The organism is Psychroflexus curvus (assembly GCF_020164585.1).
Lineage (GTDB): Bacteria > Bacteroidota > Bacteroidia > Flavobacteriales > Flavobacteriaceae > Psychroflexus > Psychroflexus curvus.
The window spans coordinates 353,155-370,084 of record NZ_JAIQZF010000003.1 but is presented as its reverse complement, the minus strand read 5'-3'; the positions used below and the strand labels follow the sequence as shown (position 1 = coordinate 370,084).

Here is a 16,930-nt window from a genome sequence, read left to right as displayed (position 1 = left end):
ACAAGTTATGACTTTGGAACAATCTCTTCCAAATCTAAAGCAATGGCGAAATTCTCTTTTACCAATACCTCAGATTCATCAGTAAAAATCTTAAACAAACGCGGTGTAAATACATGTATTGAAATTGATTCTTCTGGCATGAGAAGATACGAACCCAAATAAAAAGGGGTGATAAAAGTTACCTATGACATTAGCTGTAAAGGACCTACACCTAAAACTTTGAGCGTTTTTACTTCTAGTAAAAACAATAGCCTATCTATTGAATTTTCTGGAATAATAGAAGATTAGTTATCTGGAAGTTTGTTGAGTTGAGAACTTAAAAAAAGTTCTCTGTTTAAAATAGCCTTCCCCCTTTTGAGCTGAATTTTGATACGTTTTCCTTCCTCACTACTCAGTAAAGTATTGATTTGTTCTAATGACATTTTATCGACAGTTTTTCCGTTCAGTTTTAAAATTCGATCACCAACTTGTATATCAATTTTGGATGAAGGAGAATTAGGTCGGATTTGATTTACCTCAAGAACTTTAGAAATTTGAAGTCTAATCTCAAATTGGTTTTCTGGGTTTAGAGCATTATAATTCGTTTTTTTATTAACTTTTACAGTTACTGGTATTCTTGTTTTAGTGATTTCCTCGCCAACATATACCAAAAGTAAACCACTGCGGTCATAATTGCTGTTGTCGTCAAAATTGCTGCTTGGTCTCAAATAAACATTTTGATTTTTGTAATCAAAAAACCAAACAAATCTTCGTAAAATTTCAGACCCAATTATTCCGTCTTTAAATCGATCCGCAGTAAATAATTGAGCAGAAATAGAATCTATATAAGCAACTCTAGGTTGCTCTAGTATATATTCACCTATTTTGGCTGATTGAAATTTTGATCGTTCTCCCTTTATTGCCAGCTCCAACCCATAACCTACATAGTCTCTAAAAGAATTTTCAGGAACTTTTAAGTCCTTGTCTTCAAACACCCAAAAAGCATCGCTAGACCCCGTGTCTAACAAAAAAACCAATTCTTTTGTTGATCCATTCATAAACTCCACAGGGACTTTAATATGAGGTTTTTTTCGAATTAGACGAAAATTGGTTTTATCGAATTGCACAAGCTTTCTATTGAATTTATCATGTTGATAAACTCTTAGACTTTTACGGTTATAGTTCAGTCTGAATATGAAATCTTTAAAAAATTCATAGCCTATGATACCTTGAACATTTATACCGAGTTTACTTGCTAAATCAAACCGAGGATCTGTTATGAAGTAAACTTCTTGTTGCTGCCCACTTATGGGGCCAAAATCGATGGTATTCCCTAAAGTTTTATAGCCTTTTACCGGCTCTGAACTGCCTAGACTTCTCAATGAAATAAATTCTGAATTATCTAAAAAAGTTGAATCTTTGGGTTGAGCAAAAACTTTGGTTTTATTGACTCCGGTATCCACTAAAAAATTAATGAATTCTCCATTCAATAAAGCTGGAAGAATAATCAGATTATTAATATATTCAAATCTTAACGTCACAGCTCTTTTCTCTTCCTTGTCAAATCTGAATTGATTCTGAGAATAAACTGAACTTAAATTCCAAATTATTAGAATGAAAAAAATGAATGTTCTGCTCCTCACCATATACAGTTTAAATATAAGTTGAAAATTTCGCTTCAAAAGTCAATTTAGCAAGTCTTTAAAGCTTTTTTAAATGGTTTTGAAGATTATGAATCTTGCAGTTGCTATTTAAAATCACCACATTTGTAAAAAAAATTGAATTTATGCCAAAGTTATCCTTTAAAGGCCTTGACATGCCTCAATCTCCAATAAGAAAATTAGCCCCTTTTGCTGATAAAGCAATAGATGAGGGGAAAAAAATATATTTCTTAAATATCGGTCAACCAGACATTGCTACGCCACAAGTAGCATTGGATGCGGTTAAAAATAATGATTTGGATATTTTGTCTTATAGTCCATCTTCCGGGTTTGACTCTTACAAATTAAAGCTTGCCAAGTATTATGTAAAAAATGGAATTGACATCAAACCTGAAGATCTTATTGTGACTACAGGAGGGTCTGAAGCTTTGCTTTTCACCATGGGCAGCATCACAGATCCAGGAGATGAAGTTATTATCCCTGAACCTTTTTATGCCAATTATAACGGTTTTGCTGTAGCCTCTGGCGTTACTGTAAAACCTGTGGAATCTCATTTTGAGAACAATTTTGCCCTGCCTGCTATTAATGAATTTGAAGCACAAATCACAGACCGGACTAAAGCCATAATTATTTGCAATCCAGGCAATCCAACTGGGTATCTCTATACTAAAGACGAACTTCAAAAATTAGCAGATTTAGCACTAAAACATGATTTGTTTTTGGTAGCTGATGAAGTTTATAGAGAATTTGTATATGACGGTGTGAAACATCACTCTATAATGAGTTTACCAGAGCTAAAAGAACACGCTATTATGGTAGATTCTGTATCCAAACGCTACAGCATGTGTGGAGCCCGAATAGGATGTATGGTTTCAAGAAATAAAGAATTGATGGCTACAGCAATGAAGTTTGCCCAAGCAAGATTAAGCCCTCCTACCTTTGCACAAATTGCAAGTGAAGCTGCCTTAGAGACAACCGATGATTATTTCTTGGAAGTAAATGAGGAATATAAAGAGCGTAGAGATACACTTATCGAAGCTCTGGAAGCTATAGATGGAGTGAAAGTTGCAAAACCAAAAGGTGCATTTTACTGTGTTGTCGAGCTTCCTGTAGAAGATACTGAGGATTTTGCGAAATGGTTACTATCAGAATTCGATGTGAATGGTGAAACAGTCATGGTAGCTCCAGCAGCTGGTTTCTACTCAACACCAGGCACAGGTTTAAATCAAATACGAATTGCTTACGTTTTAGAAAAACAAAATCTAATGAAAGCAGTTTCGATTCTGAAAATGGCATTGCAGGCTTATAACAATAGATAAATGAAGCTTGAAAGAGATATTTCTTTAAAACCTTACAATAGTTTTGGAATAGATGTAAAAGCACATCAGTTTATTTCTGTTCAAAGTAAAGAAGAACTTTTGGAAATATTAAAACGTTTTTATGCTTCAGAATTATTTGTTTTGGGTGGAGGCAGCAATATGCTTCTCACCCAAAACATTAAAAAAACCGTACTTCATATAAATCTCAAAGGAATTGAGGTTGTGGAAGACCATACTGATTATGTGCTTATAAAAGCGCATGCAGGTGAAAACTGGCATGACTTCGTTATTTATTGCCTTGAACATAATTTCGGAGGTCTGGAGAATTTATCGCTTATTCCTGGAAATGTCGGCACTTCTCCAGTGCAAAACATTGGTGCTTACGGTGTTGAACTGAAAGATACCATGGCATACTGTGAAACCATCAATAGGCAAACCCTTTCCGAAAAAAGATTTTTTACACAAGATTGTCAATTTGGCTATAGAGATTCCATATTCAAATCAAAATTTAAGAATCAATATATTATTACCAGTGTGGTTTTTAAACTGACCAAGAAAAACCATCAACTGCATATAGATTACGGGTCTATCCAAACCGAACTCAAGGCTAGAGGAATCACTTCGCCTACAATCCAAGAAGTGTCTAAAGCCATAATTGGTATACGAGAATCCAAACTTCCCAATCCCAAAGAAATTGGCAATAGCGGTAGTTTTTTTAAAAACCCAATCGTGGATTACAAAACCTTAAAGGCAGTTCAAACTGATTATCCCGATGTGCCTTACTATGAAATAGATGAAAAATCCATGAAGATACCTGCTGGCTGGCTTATTGAAAAAACTGGTATGAAAGGCTACCGAAAAGGAGATGCCGGCATTCACACTAAACAAGCTTTGGTTTTGGTGAATTATGGAACAGCAAGTGGCAAAGACATTGAAAACCTAGCAAAACTTGTACAAAAAAAGGTCAAGAATAAATTTGATATTGCTTTAGAGACTGAGGTCAATGTATTTTGAACCTGAAATTTCAAGTTTTCGTTAAAAAATCAAGATAAAACCCCAATTGAGTTTGAATAAGTTCGACTTTTATTAAATTTGCAGCATGAAACTACTACTTATAACTATCGTGCTTTTAGGTTTAGCTGTCGCTGGGATAGCTATAAAGATTTGGGGTAAAAAAGACGGAAAATTTGCTGGCACTTGTGCAAGTCAAAGTCCTTTTTTAAACAAGTCTGGTGAATCCTGTAGCTTTTGTGGAAAAATGCCAGACGAACAGACAGACTGCAGCGGTGTAGATAAAACCAAATAACACTTAAAATTTATAATGGTTGAAATTCATTCTCCTTCTTTTTTTAATTTCAACACTTTATATACTGATTCAGCAATTTAAAACTGCTTATCTATTTTCTGAGCATAAGGCTTATTCATCGGACTCAAAAAAAACACAGCCCCCTGTTAGTGTGGTTATTTGTGCTAGAAATGAGGCTAGAAACCTTTCAGAACATCTAGAATTCATTTTAAATCAAAATTATCCTCAATTTGAAGTTATCGTCGTTGATGATTGCTCAACAGATTCTACTTCAGAAGTCGTAAAGCAATTACAAGAAAAATATGCTTATCTAAAGTTAATTCAACTTCAGACTAAAGTTTCAGACTCTAAACGAAACGCGCTTAAAACAGGAATCCACGCTTCCCTGCATGAACTCATATTATTAACAGATGCTGACTGCAGACCTATCAGCAAGGATTGGATTTCAACGATGAGTTCTAGACTATCAACTTCAAAATCCTGTGTGCTAGGTTACTCACCATATATCGCTTATTCTTCTTTTTTGAATTTTATCATACAATTTGAAACCTTACAAACTGCCTCCTTATATATATCCAAAGCTATTGAAAATAAGGCGTATATGAGTGTAGGCAGAAATGTGATGTATACTAAACAACTGTTTTTTGATAACGAAAACTTTGATAATGAGAAGCATTTAATTTCTGGTGATGATGATATGCTAATTCAAAATATTGAAGATTCATCAAAGATTACTGTAAGCCTTAACGCCGATAGTTTTGTGCTTAGCCAACCTAAAACTAATTGGAAAACCTGGTGCAAGCAGAAGTTAAGGCATTATTCTACAGCCTACCATTATAAATCTTCAAGTCAGCTATTTTTGGGGCTTTATCATTTTTTTCATGCCTTGTTTTGGGTGAGTTTTTTGATATTAGTCTTTGGTCAATTTTCAGATATTGCTTTCGGAGTTTATGTGCTGACAATCCTTATTAGAAGCATTCTAATAAGGATTTATGCTAAGATTCTGAAAGTCTCCAAACCAGTTTTATTTATATGGCCTATCTTAGAAGCGTGTTTACTTCTTTTGCAACTCGGACTTGGCCTAATTAGCAGACTTAAAAAACAACAAACGTGGCAGTAAAACTAGACTTAAAAGAGCTTATCAATAAAGCAAAAAAGGCGGACCAAAAAGCGTTTAGGGCTTTGTTGAGTCATTTCTGGGAGGATGTTTACAGGTTTCAACTGAAACGCACGAAAGACACCTATGAAGCCGAAGAGATTACTGTACAAACATTTGCTAGAGCTTTTGATAGAATAGAAACCTATGAGGAGAATTTTAAATTCAAGACTTGGCTGTTGACCATTTCAAAGAATATTCATATCGATCTTACTCGTAAGCAAAAGCTGAAAACGTCTGAAATTGATACAAGCGGAGTCTCTCAAATTGCAGACATAGAGCCAACCGTGGAAGACAAAATTATAAATGAACAAAACCTGAGTAACCTTTTACGACAAATAAAAGAATTGCAACCGCACTACAGGGAAGTCATAGAATTGCGCTTTTTTAAAGAAATGAGTTATAAAGAAATCGCTGTACGCACAGAGCAACCCATAACTAACGTTAAAGTACGATTACTAAGAGCCAAAAAACTTCTTGCCGAGATTATAAATCAGAATCAAAACGGATGATGAAATTAGCTTCTCTTATTTTATTACTCAGCCTTCTAAAGGCTCCTCAAGAATTTAACGATAGACGAATTATCGTTATCAGTGCTTCAAAATTTACTTCAGAAATAAATGATCAAATCGATAGTCTAAAGAAAAGCTCAAAAGGATTAAAAGAAAGAAAACTTGCTGTTTTTACTCAAATTGACGGGGAAATGAAAGCAATTTTCAACACTACAGAACAAAGCAAAAAGTTCGTAGAAAAAAATAAAGCTAAGTACGTTGCAAGCTCTACTCCAGAAATTTACTTAATTGGTTTAGACAAAACCATAAAACAAAAGTTTACTAAATTCGTTTACCCCCGGCAAGTTTTTGCTATTGTGGATAACATGCCGATGCGAAGAGCTGAAATGAGAAGGAATTAGGACTTCAAATAGGCTTCGATATTGCTCAAAATCCGGGTTTCAATGGAATCCACATCCGCTTTTTGAAAGCTTTTTCCTGTGATTTTCTCGTAAAGCTCGATATATCTTTCGCTTATGGAATTCACAACTTCTGGTGTAAGCTCAGGAATTTCTTGTCCTTCTTTACCCTGAAAACCTTTATCCATCAGCCATTCTCTAACAAATTCTTTGGACAATTGCTTTTGTTTTTCACCTTTGGCTTGTCGCTCTTCATAGCCTTTTTTGTAAAAATAACGAGATGAATCTGGTGTATGAATTTCATCGATAACTACAATTTTACCTTCAGGAGTCTTTCCAAATTCATATTTGGTATCGACTAAAAGCAGGTCTCTGTCATTAGCAAGTTCAGTTCCCCGATGAAATAACTTAAGGGCATAATCCTCTAAAACTTCATAATCAGCTTGACTCACAATTCCCTGGCTCAGGATTTCTTCTCTGGAAATATCCTGATCGTGATCGCCTTGTTCTGCTTTAGTTGTAGGAGTTATTATAGGCGCATCAAACTTATCGTTCAATTTTAGGCCCTCTTTGAGTTTCACTCCGCAAAGCTCACGTTTACCAGCTGTATATTCTCTGGCAGCATGACCTACCAAATAATTCCTTACCACCATTTCCACTTTAAAAGGCTGGCATTTCACACCAACACTCACATTGGGATCTGGAACCGCTTCCAGCCAGTTTGGCACAATATCTTCTGTAGCCTTAAGCATTTCAGAAGCAATTTCATTAAGAATCTGACCTTTATAAGGAATGCCCTGGGGTAAGACCACATCAAAAGCGCTTAATCTGTCTGTTGCAACGATGATAATTTTATTACCTGAAAGCGTATAAACTTCTCTGACTTTTCCTTTGTAAACATCGACTTGACCTGGAAGTTGAAATTGAGTTGATAAAAGTGTTGCACTCATAATTTAATCTTGATTTTCTATAGCCTTGTAAGCTGAAATTACTTTTTTAACGAGCCGGTGGCGAATCACATCTTTATCATCCAGATAAATCATACCAATTCCTTTAATATCCTTTAGAACCAAAAGCGCTTCTTTGAGACCTGAAATGGCGCGTTTAGGCAAATCCACCTGCCCCGGATCTCCAGTAATCATAAACTTTGCATTTTTACCCATTCTCGTCAAAAACATTTTCATCTGTGGATGAGTTGTGTTTTGAGCTTCATCCAGTATCACAAAGGCATTATCTAATGTTCTTCCACGCATAAATGCAAGTGGAGCTATCTGTATGGTTCCCTTTTCGATGTAGCTCTCCAATTTTTCTGGAGCGATCATATCCCGTAAAGCATCGTAAAGTGGCTGCATGTAAGGATCTAGTTTCTCTCTTAAATCACCTGGGAGAAAACCCAGATTTTCTCCCGCTTCTACAGCAGGACGCGTAAGTATGATTCTTCTTACTTGTTTGTTTTTTAGTGCTTTTACAGCCAGAGCAACACCGGTATACGTCTTACCAGTTCCTGCAGGGCCTATAGCAAATACCATATCGTTGGTATTCATCAATTCCACTAGTTTACGCTGATTGGCGGTTTGTGCTTTTATAAGCCTTCCTCCTATCCCATGAACTAAGACGTCTCCAGATGAAGCAGGAGAGTCATAATCTGCTTTAGATTCGCTGGTGAGAATTCTCTCGATTGCATTTTCATCTAAGGAATTGAATTTAGAAAAATGATCTAACAGCATCTGAAAACGCTGTTCAAATTCTTCCAGTCCCTCGTCATCACCAAAAACTTTTATTTTATTTCCTCTCGCTACAAGCTTAAGTTGTGGATAATATTTCTTTACAAGTTCAATATTCACATTATGGTGTCCAAAAAATTCTCTTGGATTAATTTCTGAGAGTTCTAAAATAAGTTCATTCAAAAGTGCCGATTTTTGGTTAAAAATAATAAATTCGCATAGCAAATTTACGCATTTTTTTGACGAAATTTAGCTTACAATTATTAACTGTCTATTAAATGCCCATCATTACTCTTACTACAGATTTCGGACTGAAAGATCACTCTGTGGCCGCTGTTAAAGGGGCCTTGTTCAGCGAGCTGGATCAGGCACAAATCGTGGATGTTTCTCATGAAATTTCGCCTTTCAATTATACCGAAGCTGCCTACATCATCAAAAATGCTTACCATAATTTTCCAAAAAATTCGATTCATATCATAGGAGTAGATTCTGAATTGACTCCAGAAAACAAACATCTTGCTATTTATCTAGATGGTCATTACTTTATTTGTGCAGATAATGGTATTCTTTCATTGATTTCTTCAGAAATAAAGCCTGATAAAATTGTAGAAATAAACATTCATGATAATTTTGAAAGAAGGTCTAAAATTCTCGATGTATTTATCAGTGTGGCAGCTCACATTTGCAGAGGCGGGGATTTAGATGTTATCGGTAAATCTATGGCGAGCATGAATGAACTGACTCATGTAAAACCAAGTGTGAATCAAGCCGAAGACCAGATCATTGGTCATATTATTTACATTGATAACTTTGGAAATGTGGTTTCCAACATCAGCAAAAAACTTTTTAAGTCTGTAGCCAAAGGAAGAAAGGTTCTTATTTCTGCTAGATCTACACACTTCAAGAAAGTGCATTCCAATTATTCCGAAGCTATAAACTTCAACATACCAAAAGGAAACAGAGAGATGGAGGGAAAGAAAATAGCTTTGTTCAATTCATCAGATTTTTTAGAACTTGCCATTTATAAGAGTAATCCCTTAAGTGTAGGATGTGCTTCTAGCCTGTTCGGCTTAAAATATTTGGACACACTCACCGTTAAATTTTCATAGAATGCTCGTAAGGATAGTCAAAATGAAATTTGAACCTGATGCTGTAAAAAGCTTTCAGGATTTATTTCAAAAAAATAGAGATAAAATTCGACAGTTTGATGGTTGTCAACGTTTGGAACTTTATCAAGACCAAAAGGATAAGACTTTATTTTTTACTTACAGTTATTGGGAATCTGAAACGCATTTGAATTCCTATAGACATTCCGCTTTATTTGCTGAAGTTTGGAAAGCCACCAAAATTGGATTTTCTCAAAAAGCTGAAGCCTGGAGCCTAGATAAACTTGTAGAATTAAATTGATATGCTAGCGATTTTCAGTAAAGAATTCAATAGTTTTTTTTCAACTTCCATTGGTTTTATCGTGGTAGGCCTCTTTTTGATTTCTATTGGAAGTTTAATCTGGATCATTCCTGGGACTTTCAATATTTTTGATTCAGGTTACGTCAATCTCATTCCTTTTTTTGAAGCATTGCCCTGGGTATTTGCGTTTTTGATTCCTGCCATCTGTATGCGGAGCTTTTCAGAAGAGAAAAAACAAGGTACAATGGAGCTTTTATTAACTAAGCCTATCAGTCTTAATCAATTGATTCTTGGTAAATTTTTTGGCTGTCTTTGCTTGAGTATGATTGCCCTTGCACCTACTTTATTTTATTTAATAAGCTTAACTGAACTAGCTGCAGAAAATGTAGTTGTGGATTACGGGGTGATATTCAGTTCTTACTTAGGAGTTATTTTATTTATTTCGTGTTTCACCTCTATTGGAATTTTCGCTTCTTCCCTGAGTAATAATCAAATTGTTGCTTTTATTTTGGGAACGGTGATCAGTCTGTTTTTATACTTTGGATTTAATGGTTTAAGTTCAATACCTATTGGTGACTCACAACTTTATGCTTTGGATTACTTCGGAATAAGTTATCACTATAAAAGCATATCCAGAGGGATTCTGGACAGCAGAAACCTGATTTATTTCCTAAGTATCACCTTTTTATTTTTAGCACTTACGCATTATCACCTAAAGTCTGCTTCAAAATGAAAAAAATCTCAGGTATTGTAGTTGCATTGGTGCTTGTCAATTTGTTGGCTTCTCTTTATTTTTTTCGTTTGGATTTTACTTCAGACGAGAGGTATACCTTATCAGATTCAACTTTGGAACTGATCGACTCTATCGAAAATCCATTAGTCATTCAAGTTTATCTTACAGGTGATTTGCCTTCAGAGTTCAAAAGACTTCAGACGGAGACTCGCTACATGCTGGAAGAACTACAGGCTTATAATTCAAATATCAAATTTGAGTTTGTAAACCCTTTGGATAGTGATCTGGAAGCCTTGGAAGTAGCCAATCGTTTTTATGAACAAGGCATGCCCCCAGAGACTCTAAATATTCGAGAAAATGGAAAAATGACCGAGCGCCTTATATTCCCCTGGGCTTTAGCTAATTTCAAAAACCAACAATCCTCCATTCAACTCATTCAGAAGACTCTTACACAAAGCAACTCTGAGTTAATTCAGAAATCCATTGAAAATCTGGAATATGCTTTTGCGAATGCCACTACTAAGTTAACAAGAAAGCGCCATAAAAAAATCGCCATCATAAAAGGTCAGGGCGAATTGGAAGACAGATACATTTCAGATTTTCTGACCACGCTGAAAGCGTATTATCTGATAGCTCCATTTACACTTGACTCTGTCAAAAAATCTCCAGAGCGGACTTTGGATCTGCTAAAAACTTATGATCTGATAATCGACGCTAAACCGTCTGAAGTTTTTAGCGAGGAGAAAGTCTATGCCCTGGATCAATATATCATGAACGGCGGTAAAGCACTTTGGCTTACAGAACATGTGAATGTAGAAAAAGATAGCCTATACAAAGCTTCTAAATCAGCAATAGCTTTGCCTAGAGATTTAAATTTACATACTTTATTTTTTAGATATGGCATTCGAATCAATCCGCAACTGGTAAATGATTTGTACTCTGCTCCTATTGTGTTAGCGTCGGGAAGTGGTAATTCTACGCAACTTACACGTTTTCCGTGGTTTTATGATCCTCTTGGGGGCGTTGGACAAAAGCACCCAATTACTTCAAATCTTAATCCTGTTAAATTTGAATTTGCAAACCCTATTGATACTTTATCGTCCAGTTTGAATCAAACTATCCTGCTGGAAAGCTCAGAACTTTCAAGAGTAGTTGGGGTTCCTTCAGAAATAAATCTGAATGACATTACCCAGGAACCAGATCCCAGGCTTTATAAAAATGGCCAATTTCCGTTAGCAGTCCTCGTAGAAGGTGAGTTCACATCTGCTTACCGGGCAAAATTAAAACCTTTTCAGCTTTCGAATTCTTTAGAGAAAAGCCCGAGAACGCAACAGGTTTTTATTTCTGACGGGGATGTGATTAAAAATCAGCTGCAATCTGGAAAACCCCTGGAACTAGGTTTTGACAGATATACAGGATTGACCTATGGAAATAAAACTTTTTTACTGAATACAGTAAACTATCTTTTGGGTGACGAAGACTTAGTAAACATCAGAAACAAATCCATCGATCTAGATGAAATGAATTTGGAGGCCCTGGAACATGAAAAATTGACCTGGCAGATTTTTAATTTAGCAGTACCCGTTGTATCCATTTTGATTTTTGGGGGTGTTTTCTATTACTGGAGACGAAAAAAATACAGTAGTAACTAACGCTTAAACTTATCTTTATTTATATTGATAATTAAATAAATCACAGGAAGAATACCCAAAGAATTAATCAGTGCCAAAAAGATAAACCAAGCCAGTTGCTTACGTCTTGCAGATTGCCATAAGGTTATGAGTTTCAAAACAGCATCCACGACAAGTAGAAAGAGCAGTATACCTATTAGTGTAGAATAATCTTCGAGTAAAGTTTGAAGGTCTGGGGTTTAATCGTTCATAATTTAAGAGTTTAGGACTATAATTTAATATAAAATCTAAAAGAAAACCAAAAGGAGTTAAGAAAATAAGTTGACGAACCTTTTAAAATTATAAATTTGTCGATATGACCATTAACTGCAAAGGATACTTACTCGATTTATCAGCACCTAAAGTTATGGGGGTGCTCAATTTGACACCAGACTCTTTTTATGACGGAGGCAAATTCAAAACAAATAAAGAGGCCCTTGAGCAGGTGGAGAAAAATATTCAGGACGGAATGGATATTCTGGACATCGGAGCTTACAGCTCAAGACCTGGCGCCGATGACATCAGTGAAGAGGAAGAAGTGCGCAGACAAGCTTCAGTATTGCAACAAGTCACAAAAGAATTTCCTGAGCTTATTATATCTATAGACACCTTCAGAAGTCAGGTTGCTAAAGAAAGTTTAGACCAGGGGGCACATATCATCAACGATATTTCTGCTGGAAAACTAGATGATAAGATGTTGGATTTAGTTGCGTCCTATCAGGTACCTTACATCATGATGCACATGAGGGGAACTCCGCAAACTATGAAAGAGTTGACGGATTACGATAACCTCGTAAAAGAGGTTGTTTTTTATTTTTCTGAAAGAATTTCAGAAGCAAGAAAAAAAGGTATTAATGACTTAATAATTGATCCGGGATTTGGTTTTGCTAAAAATACCCCACAAAATTTTGAATTATTAAATCATTTGAAAGCTTTAAAAAACCTCGCTTTGCCAATACTCACTGGCGTTTCTCGCAAATCCATGATTTATAAAAGTTTGTCTATAGACGCCCAAAACGCCCTGAATGGAACAACAGCACTGAATATGGCAGCTTTAATGAACGGCAGTTCTATCTTGAGAGTCCACGATGTGCTTGAAGCCAAACAATGCGTTACCTTACACCAAAAATTGACAGAACATTAAAACATGATAGGTTTAGATTTTTTAGAGTTTAGATTTTTAGATATCCTTGATATTCTTCTGGTTTCTGTGCTTTTATATTATGTCTACAAACTTGTAAAAGGGTCTGCTGCCATCAATATTTTCATAGGTATCGTCATTGTGTACTTGATTTGGAAACTTACTCAGTTACTTCAGATGGAGATGCTGAGTAGTGTTCTGGGGGAGTTTATAGGCGTTGGGATGTTTGCGCTCATCGTCGTTTTCCAACAAGAAATCAGGAAATTCTTACTGATGATAGGCTCAACCAACTTTAGCAGTAAAAACAACTGGTTACAGCTAAATTTTTCCAAAAGAGAAAATCAGACTCAAAATTATGTTGACATCATCGTTGAAGCCTGCAGAAAATTGGGAACAACCAAAACTGGTGCTTTAATTGTCATCAAAAGAAACACTAAACTAGAGTTTATAAAAAATACCGGTGATGATATGGACATCAAAGTGAATAGACCAATCATCGAGTCCATCTTTTTCAAAAACAGTACGCTTCACGATGGAGCAATAGTCATTGAAGATGGAAGAATAACAGCTACTCGGGTAATTTTGCCAGTGAGCAATGATAGAGATATCCCCTTAAGATTTGGTCTAAGACACCGTGCTGCTGTTGGAATAAGTGAAAAAACAGATGCCGTTGCTTTGGTTGTAAGTGAAGAAACAGGGCAACTTTCTTATCTCAAAAATGGTGAATTCAATTTTTTTGATGACCTGGAAAAACTGACTGAACAAATAAAAGAAGACTTAAGCTAGTCCACTTCTTCATGTTGAAACTGAGCTTCGTAGAGATTTTTGTAATAGCCACTTTCCCTTTTCAGCAATTCTGAATGTGTTCCCGTTTCCACAATTTTACCCAGATCCATAACTATAATTTTATCAGCATTTTTTATGGTTGCCAATCTGTGGGCGATCACTATTGAAGTTCTGTCTTTGGTCAATTTATCAGTTGCATCCTGTATTAGTTGTTCGCTATAACTATCTACCGAAGAAGTCGCTTCATCCAAAACCAAAACACTTGGCTTAGAAACATAAGCTCTTAAAAAAGCAATTAATTGACGTTGACCAGAAGATAACATCACTCCTCTTTCTTTTACATTGTAGTGATAAGAATTTGGTAAAGTAGATATAAAATCATGTACTCCTATTTCTTTGGCAGCAGCGATAACCTGTTCCTCAGTAATCCCTTCTTTATTAAGTGTGATATTATTCAGAATACTATCCGCAAACAGGAAAACATCTTGCAGAACAACGGCAATTTGACTCCGCAATGCCGTAAGCTCATACTCTCTGAGGTCTTCTCCATCCACAGTAATAATACCGCTATTAATTTCATAAAAGCGGCTCAGCAGATTGATGACCGTACTTTTCCCTGCACCAGTAGCGCCAACTATGGCAACGGTTTCTCCTGGTTGAACTTCAAAAGAAATTCCTTTTAGGATCTCTTCATCGGGTATATAACTGAATCTCACATTTTCAAAAGTGATGTGTCCTTTCAATTTCTCAGGAACTATGGCTCCAGAATTTTCAATTTGAGAATCGGTGTCTAGAATTTTAAAGACCCGATTGGCAGCAACCATGCCCATTTGTAATGAGTTGAATTTGTCTGCAATTTGCCTTAGGGGACGGAAAAGCATTTGTGCTAACTCAATAAACATTACGATAATACCCAAAGACAAGGTGTCTGATTCCACCACACGTAATCCCCCAAACCATACAATTAAACCAATGGTAATAGAAGTGGACATTTCTGAAATTGGAAAGAAAATAGCGTTATACCAAACGGTTTTAATCCAGCCTTTTCTGTGTTTTTTGTTGATGTCCTTAAATCGTTTATATTCCTCCTCTTCTCTATTGAATATTTGAACGATTTTCATGCCAGTGATATGCTCCTGAACATAAGAATTCAGGTTGGAGACCTGAGTCCTTACCTCCTCAAAAGCAATTTTCATTTTCTTTTGAAAAACACGTGTTGCATAAAGAATGAAAGGTAATACGGCCAATACAAGTAAGGACAGTTGCCAGCTTTGCCAAAACATAAATCCAAGAACCACAAGCATTTTTAGCAAGTCGCTGATGATCATAAATAAGCCCTGACTAAAAATACTTGCTATGGTTTCTATATCGCTTACCGCTCTGGTTACAAGTCTGCCGACAGAAGAATTATCAAAATATTGCTTTTTGAAATTCATCATGTGTTTGTACAATTTCACACGAATGTCCCGAATCACTTCCTGACCAAGCCAGTTGGCATAAAAAATAAAACTGAATTGGAAAATAACTTCAAAAATGAGGACAACTAGCATTGAACTTACATAGAATACAAGACTATCTGCATCATTTTGAGTAATCCCTTTGTCTATAGTTAACTTCAGTAAATAAGGTCTAAGCACACCCAAACCAGATAAGGCAATAGCTGCAAAACCTACAAAATAAAAAGTCGTTTTATAAGGATTGGTATACTTTAAGAGTCTCTTAAAGAGTTTCGTATCGAAGGCGTTACCGCTTTTATTTTCCATGTTTTTAATTCCCGAGTCCTTGTTCAGGATACTCTATTTTTTTCAAAACCAAAGCATGAGCAGGAACAGATTTGCCAGCTTTGGACCTTTCTTGAGCAATAATAATTTCGTTGAAAGCCTCTACTGAAATTTTATGCAATCCTACTTCAACCAAAGTTCCAACAATTGCTCTTACCATATTTCTTAAAAATCGATTGGCTGAAATTTCAAAAAGAAGATGGTGTTCATTTTGGTGCCAAATCGCTTTTTTTATTTCACAGTCAAATGTATAAACATCGGTTTTAACTTTAGAAAAAGATTTGAAATTTTTATGATTAAATAAGAGATTGGAAGCCTTTTGCATAGCTTCTACATCCAATTCATTTTTCACAAAATAACTTCGTCCCAAAGAAAATGGATCTTTAAACTGGACTATGGAATATTCATAGGTTCTTGAAGTCGCATCAAAACGAGCGTGAAAATCATCTGCTACTTTTTTAAGGTCATGAACAGCAATATCTGGAGGCAGTATGCTGTTCAATTTGAAAATACATTTTTTGTAATCCGTAATACGTTGATGACAATCAAAATGAGCCACATATCCCGAAGCATGCACACCAGTATCTGTTCTTCCTGCACCCACCACATCCACACTTTCCTGTAAAGCGGTTTGTAAGGCATGATTAATCTGAGACTGGACGCTCACTTTATCCAGTTGTTTTTGCCAGCCATGGTAATGGGTTCCTAAATAAGAAAGTTGAAGGTAATATCTCACAGACAGAAAAGTTTTAAAACACAAATATAAGGATAGAGAATAGACCAAAACCTAAAGCTTTATTTATCTTGCTTCAAAAAAAAAGATGGCAAAATCTATTTTGCTTTTAAGCGATACCCACAGTTATATAGATGACAGAATTTTGGACTGGGCCTCCAAAGCAGATGAGATTTGGCATGCTGGTGATATCGGTGACCAAAGTGTATCTGACGCCTTAAAGGCTATCACCCCCCTTAGAGCTGTATATGGCAATATAGATGGTCATGAGTTGAGAAGCGAGTTTCCCTTAAATCAGCGTTTCACTTTAGAAGGTGTAGACGTATGGATGACGCATATTGGCGGTTATCCCAACAGGTACAGCAGAGAAGTTAAAGATGAAATCAAATTAAATCCTCCGAAATTATTCATCAGTGGGCATTCCCATATTTTAAAAGTGATGAATGATAAAGGATTAGGTTTGCTTCACATGAATCCTGGAGCTGTGGGAATTCATGGTTTTCATCTAAAAAGAACTATGCTGAAGTTTGTTTTGGATAAAGGCAAGATTAAAGAATTGGAGGTAATTGATTTTGGAAAAAGAGGGCAGCAGTAAAACCCATCCTGTAGTTGAACCTTAAGTGA

At 35.8% G+C, this 16,930-nt stretch carries 20 protein-coding genes; 14 read left to right on the top strand and 6 right to left on the bottom strand.

The window, feature by feature from the left end:
• Positions 1-42 precede the first annotated feature (42 nt).
• Positions 43-162: a hypothetical protein gene (locus LB450_RS06155; RefSeq protein ID WP_262902660.1), complete on the top strand. Its 120-nt coding sequence runs from the start codon at positions 43-45 to the stop codon at positions 160-162.
• A 122-nt stretch (positions 163-284) separates the two neighbouring features.
• On the opposite strand, the gene LB450_RS06150 is transcribed toward LB450_RS06155, so the two are convergent.
• A complete protein-coding gene (locus LB450_RS06150; protein WP_224486979.1) occupies positions 285-1,661 on the bottom strand; it encodes a pepsin/retropepsin-like aspartic protease family protein in 1,377 nt (458 codons plus the stop codon).
• A 104-nt stretch (positions 1,662-1,765) separates the two neighbouring features.
• Here LB450_RS06150 and LB450_RS06145 point away from each other — a divergent pair, with 104 nt between their 5' ends.
• From LB450_RS06145 to LB450_RS06120, 6 genes are all read left to right on the top strand, one after another.
• Positions 1,766-2,959 (top strand): pyridoxal phosphate-dependent aminotransferase, encoded by a 1,194-nt coding sequence (locus LB450_RS06145; protein WP_224486978.1) that lies wholly within the window; start codon positions 1,766-1,768, stop codon positions 2,957-2,959.
• Entirely contained in the window at positions 2,960-3,973 is a 1,014-nt protein-coding gene (gene murB, locus LB450_RS06140; protein WP_224486977.1) for a UDP-N-acetylmuramate dehydrogenase, read from the top strand.
• An 85-nt stretch (positions 3,974-4,058) separates the two neighbouring features.
• Complete coding sequence (locus LB450_RS06135) at positions 4,059-4,265, top strand: membrane or secreted protein (protein WP_224486976.1); 207 nt, start codon at positions 4,059-4,061, stop codon at positions 4,263-4,265.
• A 19-nt stretch (positions 4,266-4,284) separates the two neighbouring features.
• Positions 4,285-5,385, top strand: coding sequence for a glycosyltransferase (locus tag LB450_RS06130; protein WP_224486975.1), 1,101 nt, complete (start codon positions 4,285-4,287; stop codon positions 5,383-5,385).
• Complete coding sequence (locus LB450_RS06125) at positions 5,376-5,933, top strand: RNA polymerase sigma factor (protein ID WP_224486974.1); 558 nt, start codon at positions 5,376-5,378, stop codon at positions 5,931-5,933. The genes LB450_RS06130 and LB450_RS06125 overlap by 10 nt, the downstream gene beginning before the upstream one ends.
• Positions 5,933-6,334 carry a DUF4174 domain-containing protein gene (locus LB450_RS06120; protein WP_224486973.1) on the top strand — a complete coding sequence of 134 codons (402 nt, stop codon included), beginning with the start codon at positions 5,933-5,935 and terminating at the stop codon, positions 6,332-6,334. The genes LB450_RS06125 and LB450_RS06120 overlap by 1 nt, the downstream gene beginning before the upstream one ends.
• Here LB450_RS06120 and LB450_RS06115 read toward each other — a convergent pair.
• Both LB450_RS06115 and LB450_RS06110 read right to left on the bottom strand, forming a co-directional pair.
• Complete coding sequence (locus LB450_RS06115) at positions 6,331-7,281, bottom strand: phosphoribosylaminoimidazolesuccinocarboxamide synthase (protein ID WP_224486972.1); 951 nt, start codon at positions 7,279-7,281, stop codon at positions 6,331-6,333. The two genes, LB450_RS06120 and LB450_RS06115, sit on opposite strands and share 4 nt — an antisense overlap.
• A gap of 3 nt (positions 7,282-7,284) precedes the next feature.
• A complete protein-coding gene (locus LB450_RS06110; protein WP_224486971.1) occupies positions 7,285-8,238 on the bottom strand; it encodes a PhoH family protein in 954 nt (317 codons plus the stop codon).
• Between the two features lie 95 nt (positions 8,239-8,333).
• Between LB450_RS06110 and LB450_RS06105 the strand changes: the two genes are divergently transcribed.
• The 4 genes from LB450_RS06105 to gldG are packed head-to-tail and all read left to right on the top strand — an operon-like array spanning position 8,334 to position 11,847.
• Positions 8,334-9,164, top strand: a complete 831-nt coding sequence (locus LB450_RS06105) for an SAM hydrolase/SAM-dependent halogenase family protein (RefSeq protein ID WP_224486970.1) — start codon at positions 8,334-8,336, stop codon at positions 9,162-9,164.
• A 1-nt stretch (position 9,165) separates the two neighbouring features.
• Positions 9,166-9,462, top strand: a complete 297-nt coding sequence (locus LB450_RS06100; RefSeq protein ID WP_224486969.1) for a putative quinol monooxygenase — start codon at positions 9,166-9,168, stop codon at positions 9,460-9,462.
• Position 9,463: 1 nt separating this feature from the next.
• A complete protein-coding gene (gene gldF, locus LB450_RS06095; protein WP_224486968.1) occupies positions 9,464-10,195 on the top strand; it encodes a gliding motility-associated ABC transporter permease subunit GldF in 732 nt (243 codons plus the stop codon).
• The gene (gldG, locus tag LB450_RS06090) at positions 10,192-11,847 is read left to right on the top strand and encodes a gliding motility-associated ABC transporter substrate-binding protein GldG (RefSeq protein WP_224486967.1); all 1,656 of its coding nucleotides are present in this window, start codon (positions 10,192-10,194) and stop codon (positions 11,845-11,847) included. The genes gldF and gldG overlap by 4 nt, the downstream gene beginning before the upstream one ends.
• Here the strand turns inward: gldG and LB450_RS13900 are convergent.
• Positions 11,844-12,023 carry a DUF5652 family protein gene (locus LB450_RS13900; RefSeq protein ID WP_224487058.1) on the bottom strand — a complete coding sequence of 60 codons (180 nt, stop codon included), beginning with the start codon at positions 12,021-12,023 and terminating at the stop codon, positions 11,844-11,846. The genes gldG and LB450_RS13900 overlap by 4 nt on opposite strands.
• 158 nt (positions 12,024-12,181) lie before the next feature.
• On the opposite strand from LB450_RS13900, the gene folP reads away from it, so the two are divergent.
• Both folP and cdaA read left to right on the top strand, forming a co-directional pair.
• Positions 12,182-13,009, top strand: coding sequence for a dihydropteroate synthase (gene folP / locus LB450_RS06080; RefSeq protein ID WP_224486966.1), 828 nt, complete (start codon positions 12,182-12,184; stop codon positions 13,007-13,009).
• A gap of 3 nt (positions 13,010-13,012) precedes the next feature.
• Complete coding sequence (gene cdaA / locus LB450_RS06075) at positions 13,013-13,792, top strand: diadenylate cyclase CdaA (RefSeq protein ID WP_224486965.1); 780 nt, start codon at positions 13,013-13,015, stop codon at positions 13,790-13,792.
• On the opposite strand, the gene LB450_RS06070 is transcribed toward cdaA, so the two are convergent.
• A complete protein-coding gene (locus tag LB450_RS06070; RefSeq protein ID WP_224486964.1) occupies positions 13,789-15,555 on the bottom strand; it encodes an ABC transporter ATP-binding protein in 1,767 nt (588 codons plus the stop codon). The two genes, cdaA and LB450_RS06070, sit on opposite strands and share 4 nt — an antisense overlap.
• 4 nt (positions 15,556-15,559) lie before the next feature.
• Positions 15,560-16,309 (bottom strand): tRNA pseudouridine(38-40) synthase TruA, encoded by a 750-nt coding sequence (truA, locus tag LB450_RS06065; RefSeq protein WP_224486963.1) that lies wholly within the window; start codon positions 16,307-16,309, stop codon positions 15,560-15,562.
• An 85-nt stretch (positions 16,310-16,394) separates the two neighbouring features.
• Between truA and LB450_RS06060 the strand changes: the two genes are divergently transcribed.
• Positions 16,395-16,901 carry a metallophosphoesterase family protein gene (locus tag LB450_RS06060; protein ID WP_224486962.1) on the top strand — a complete coding sequence of 169 codons (507 nt, stop codon included), beginning with the start codon at positions 16,395-16,397 and terminating at the stop codon, positions 16,899-16,901.
• The last annotated feature ends 29 nt before the right edge of the window (positions 16,902-16,930 follow it).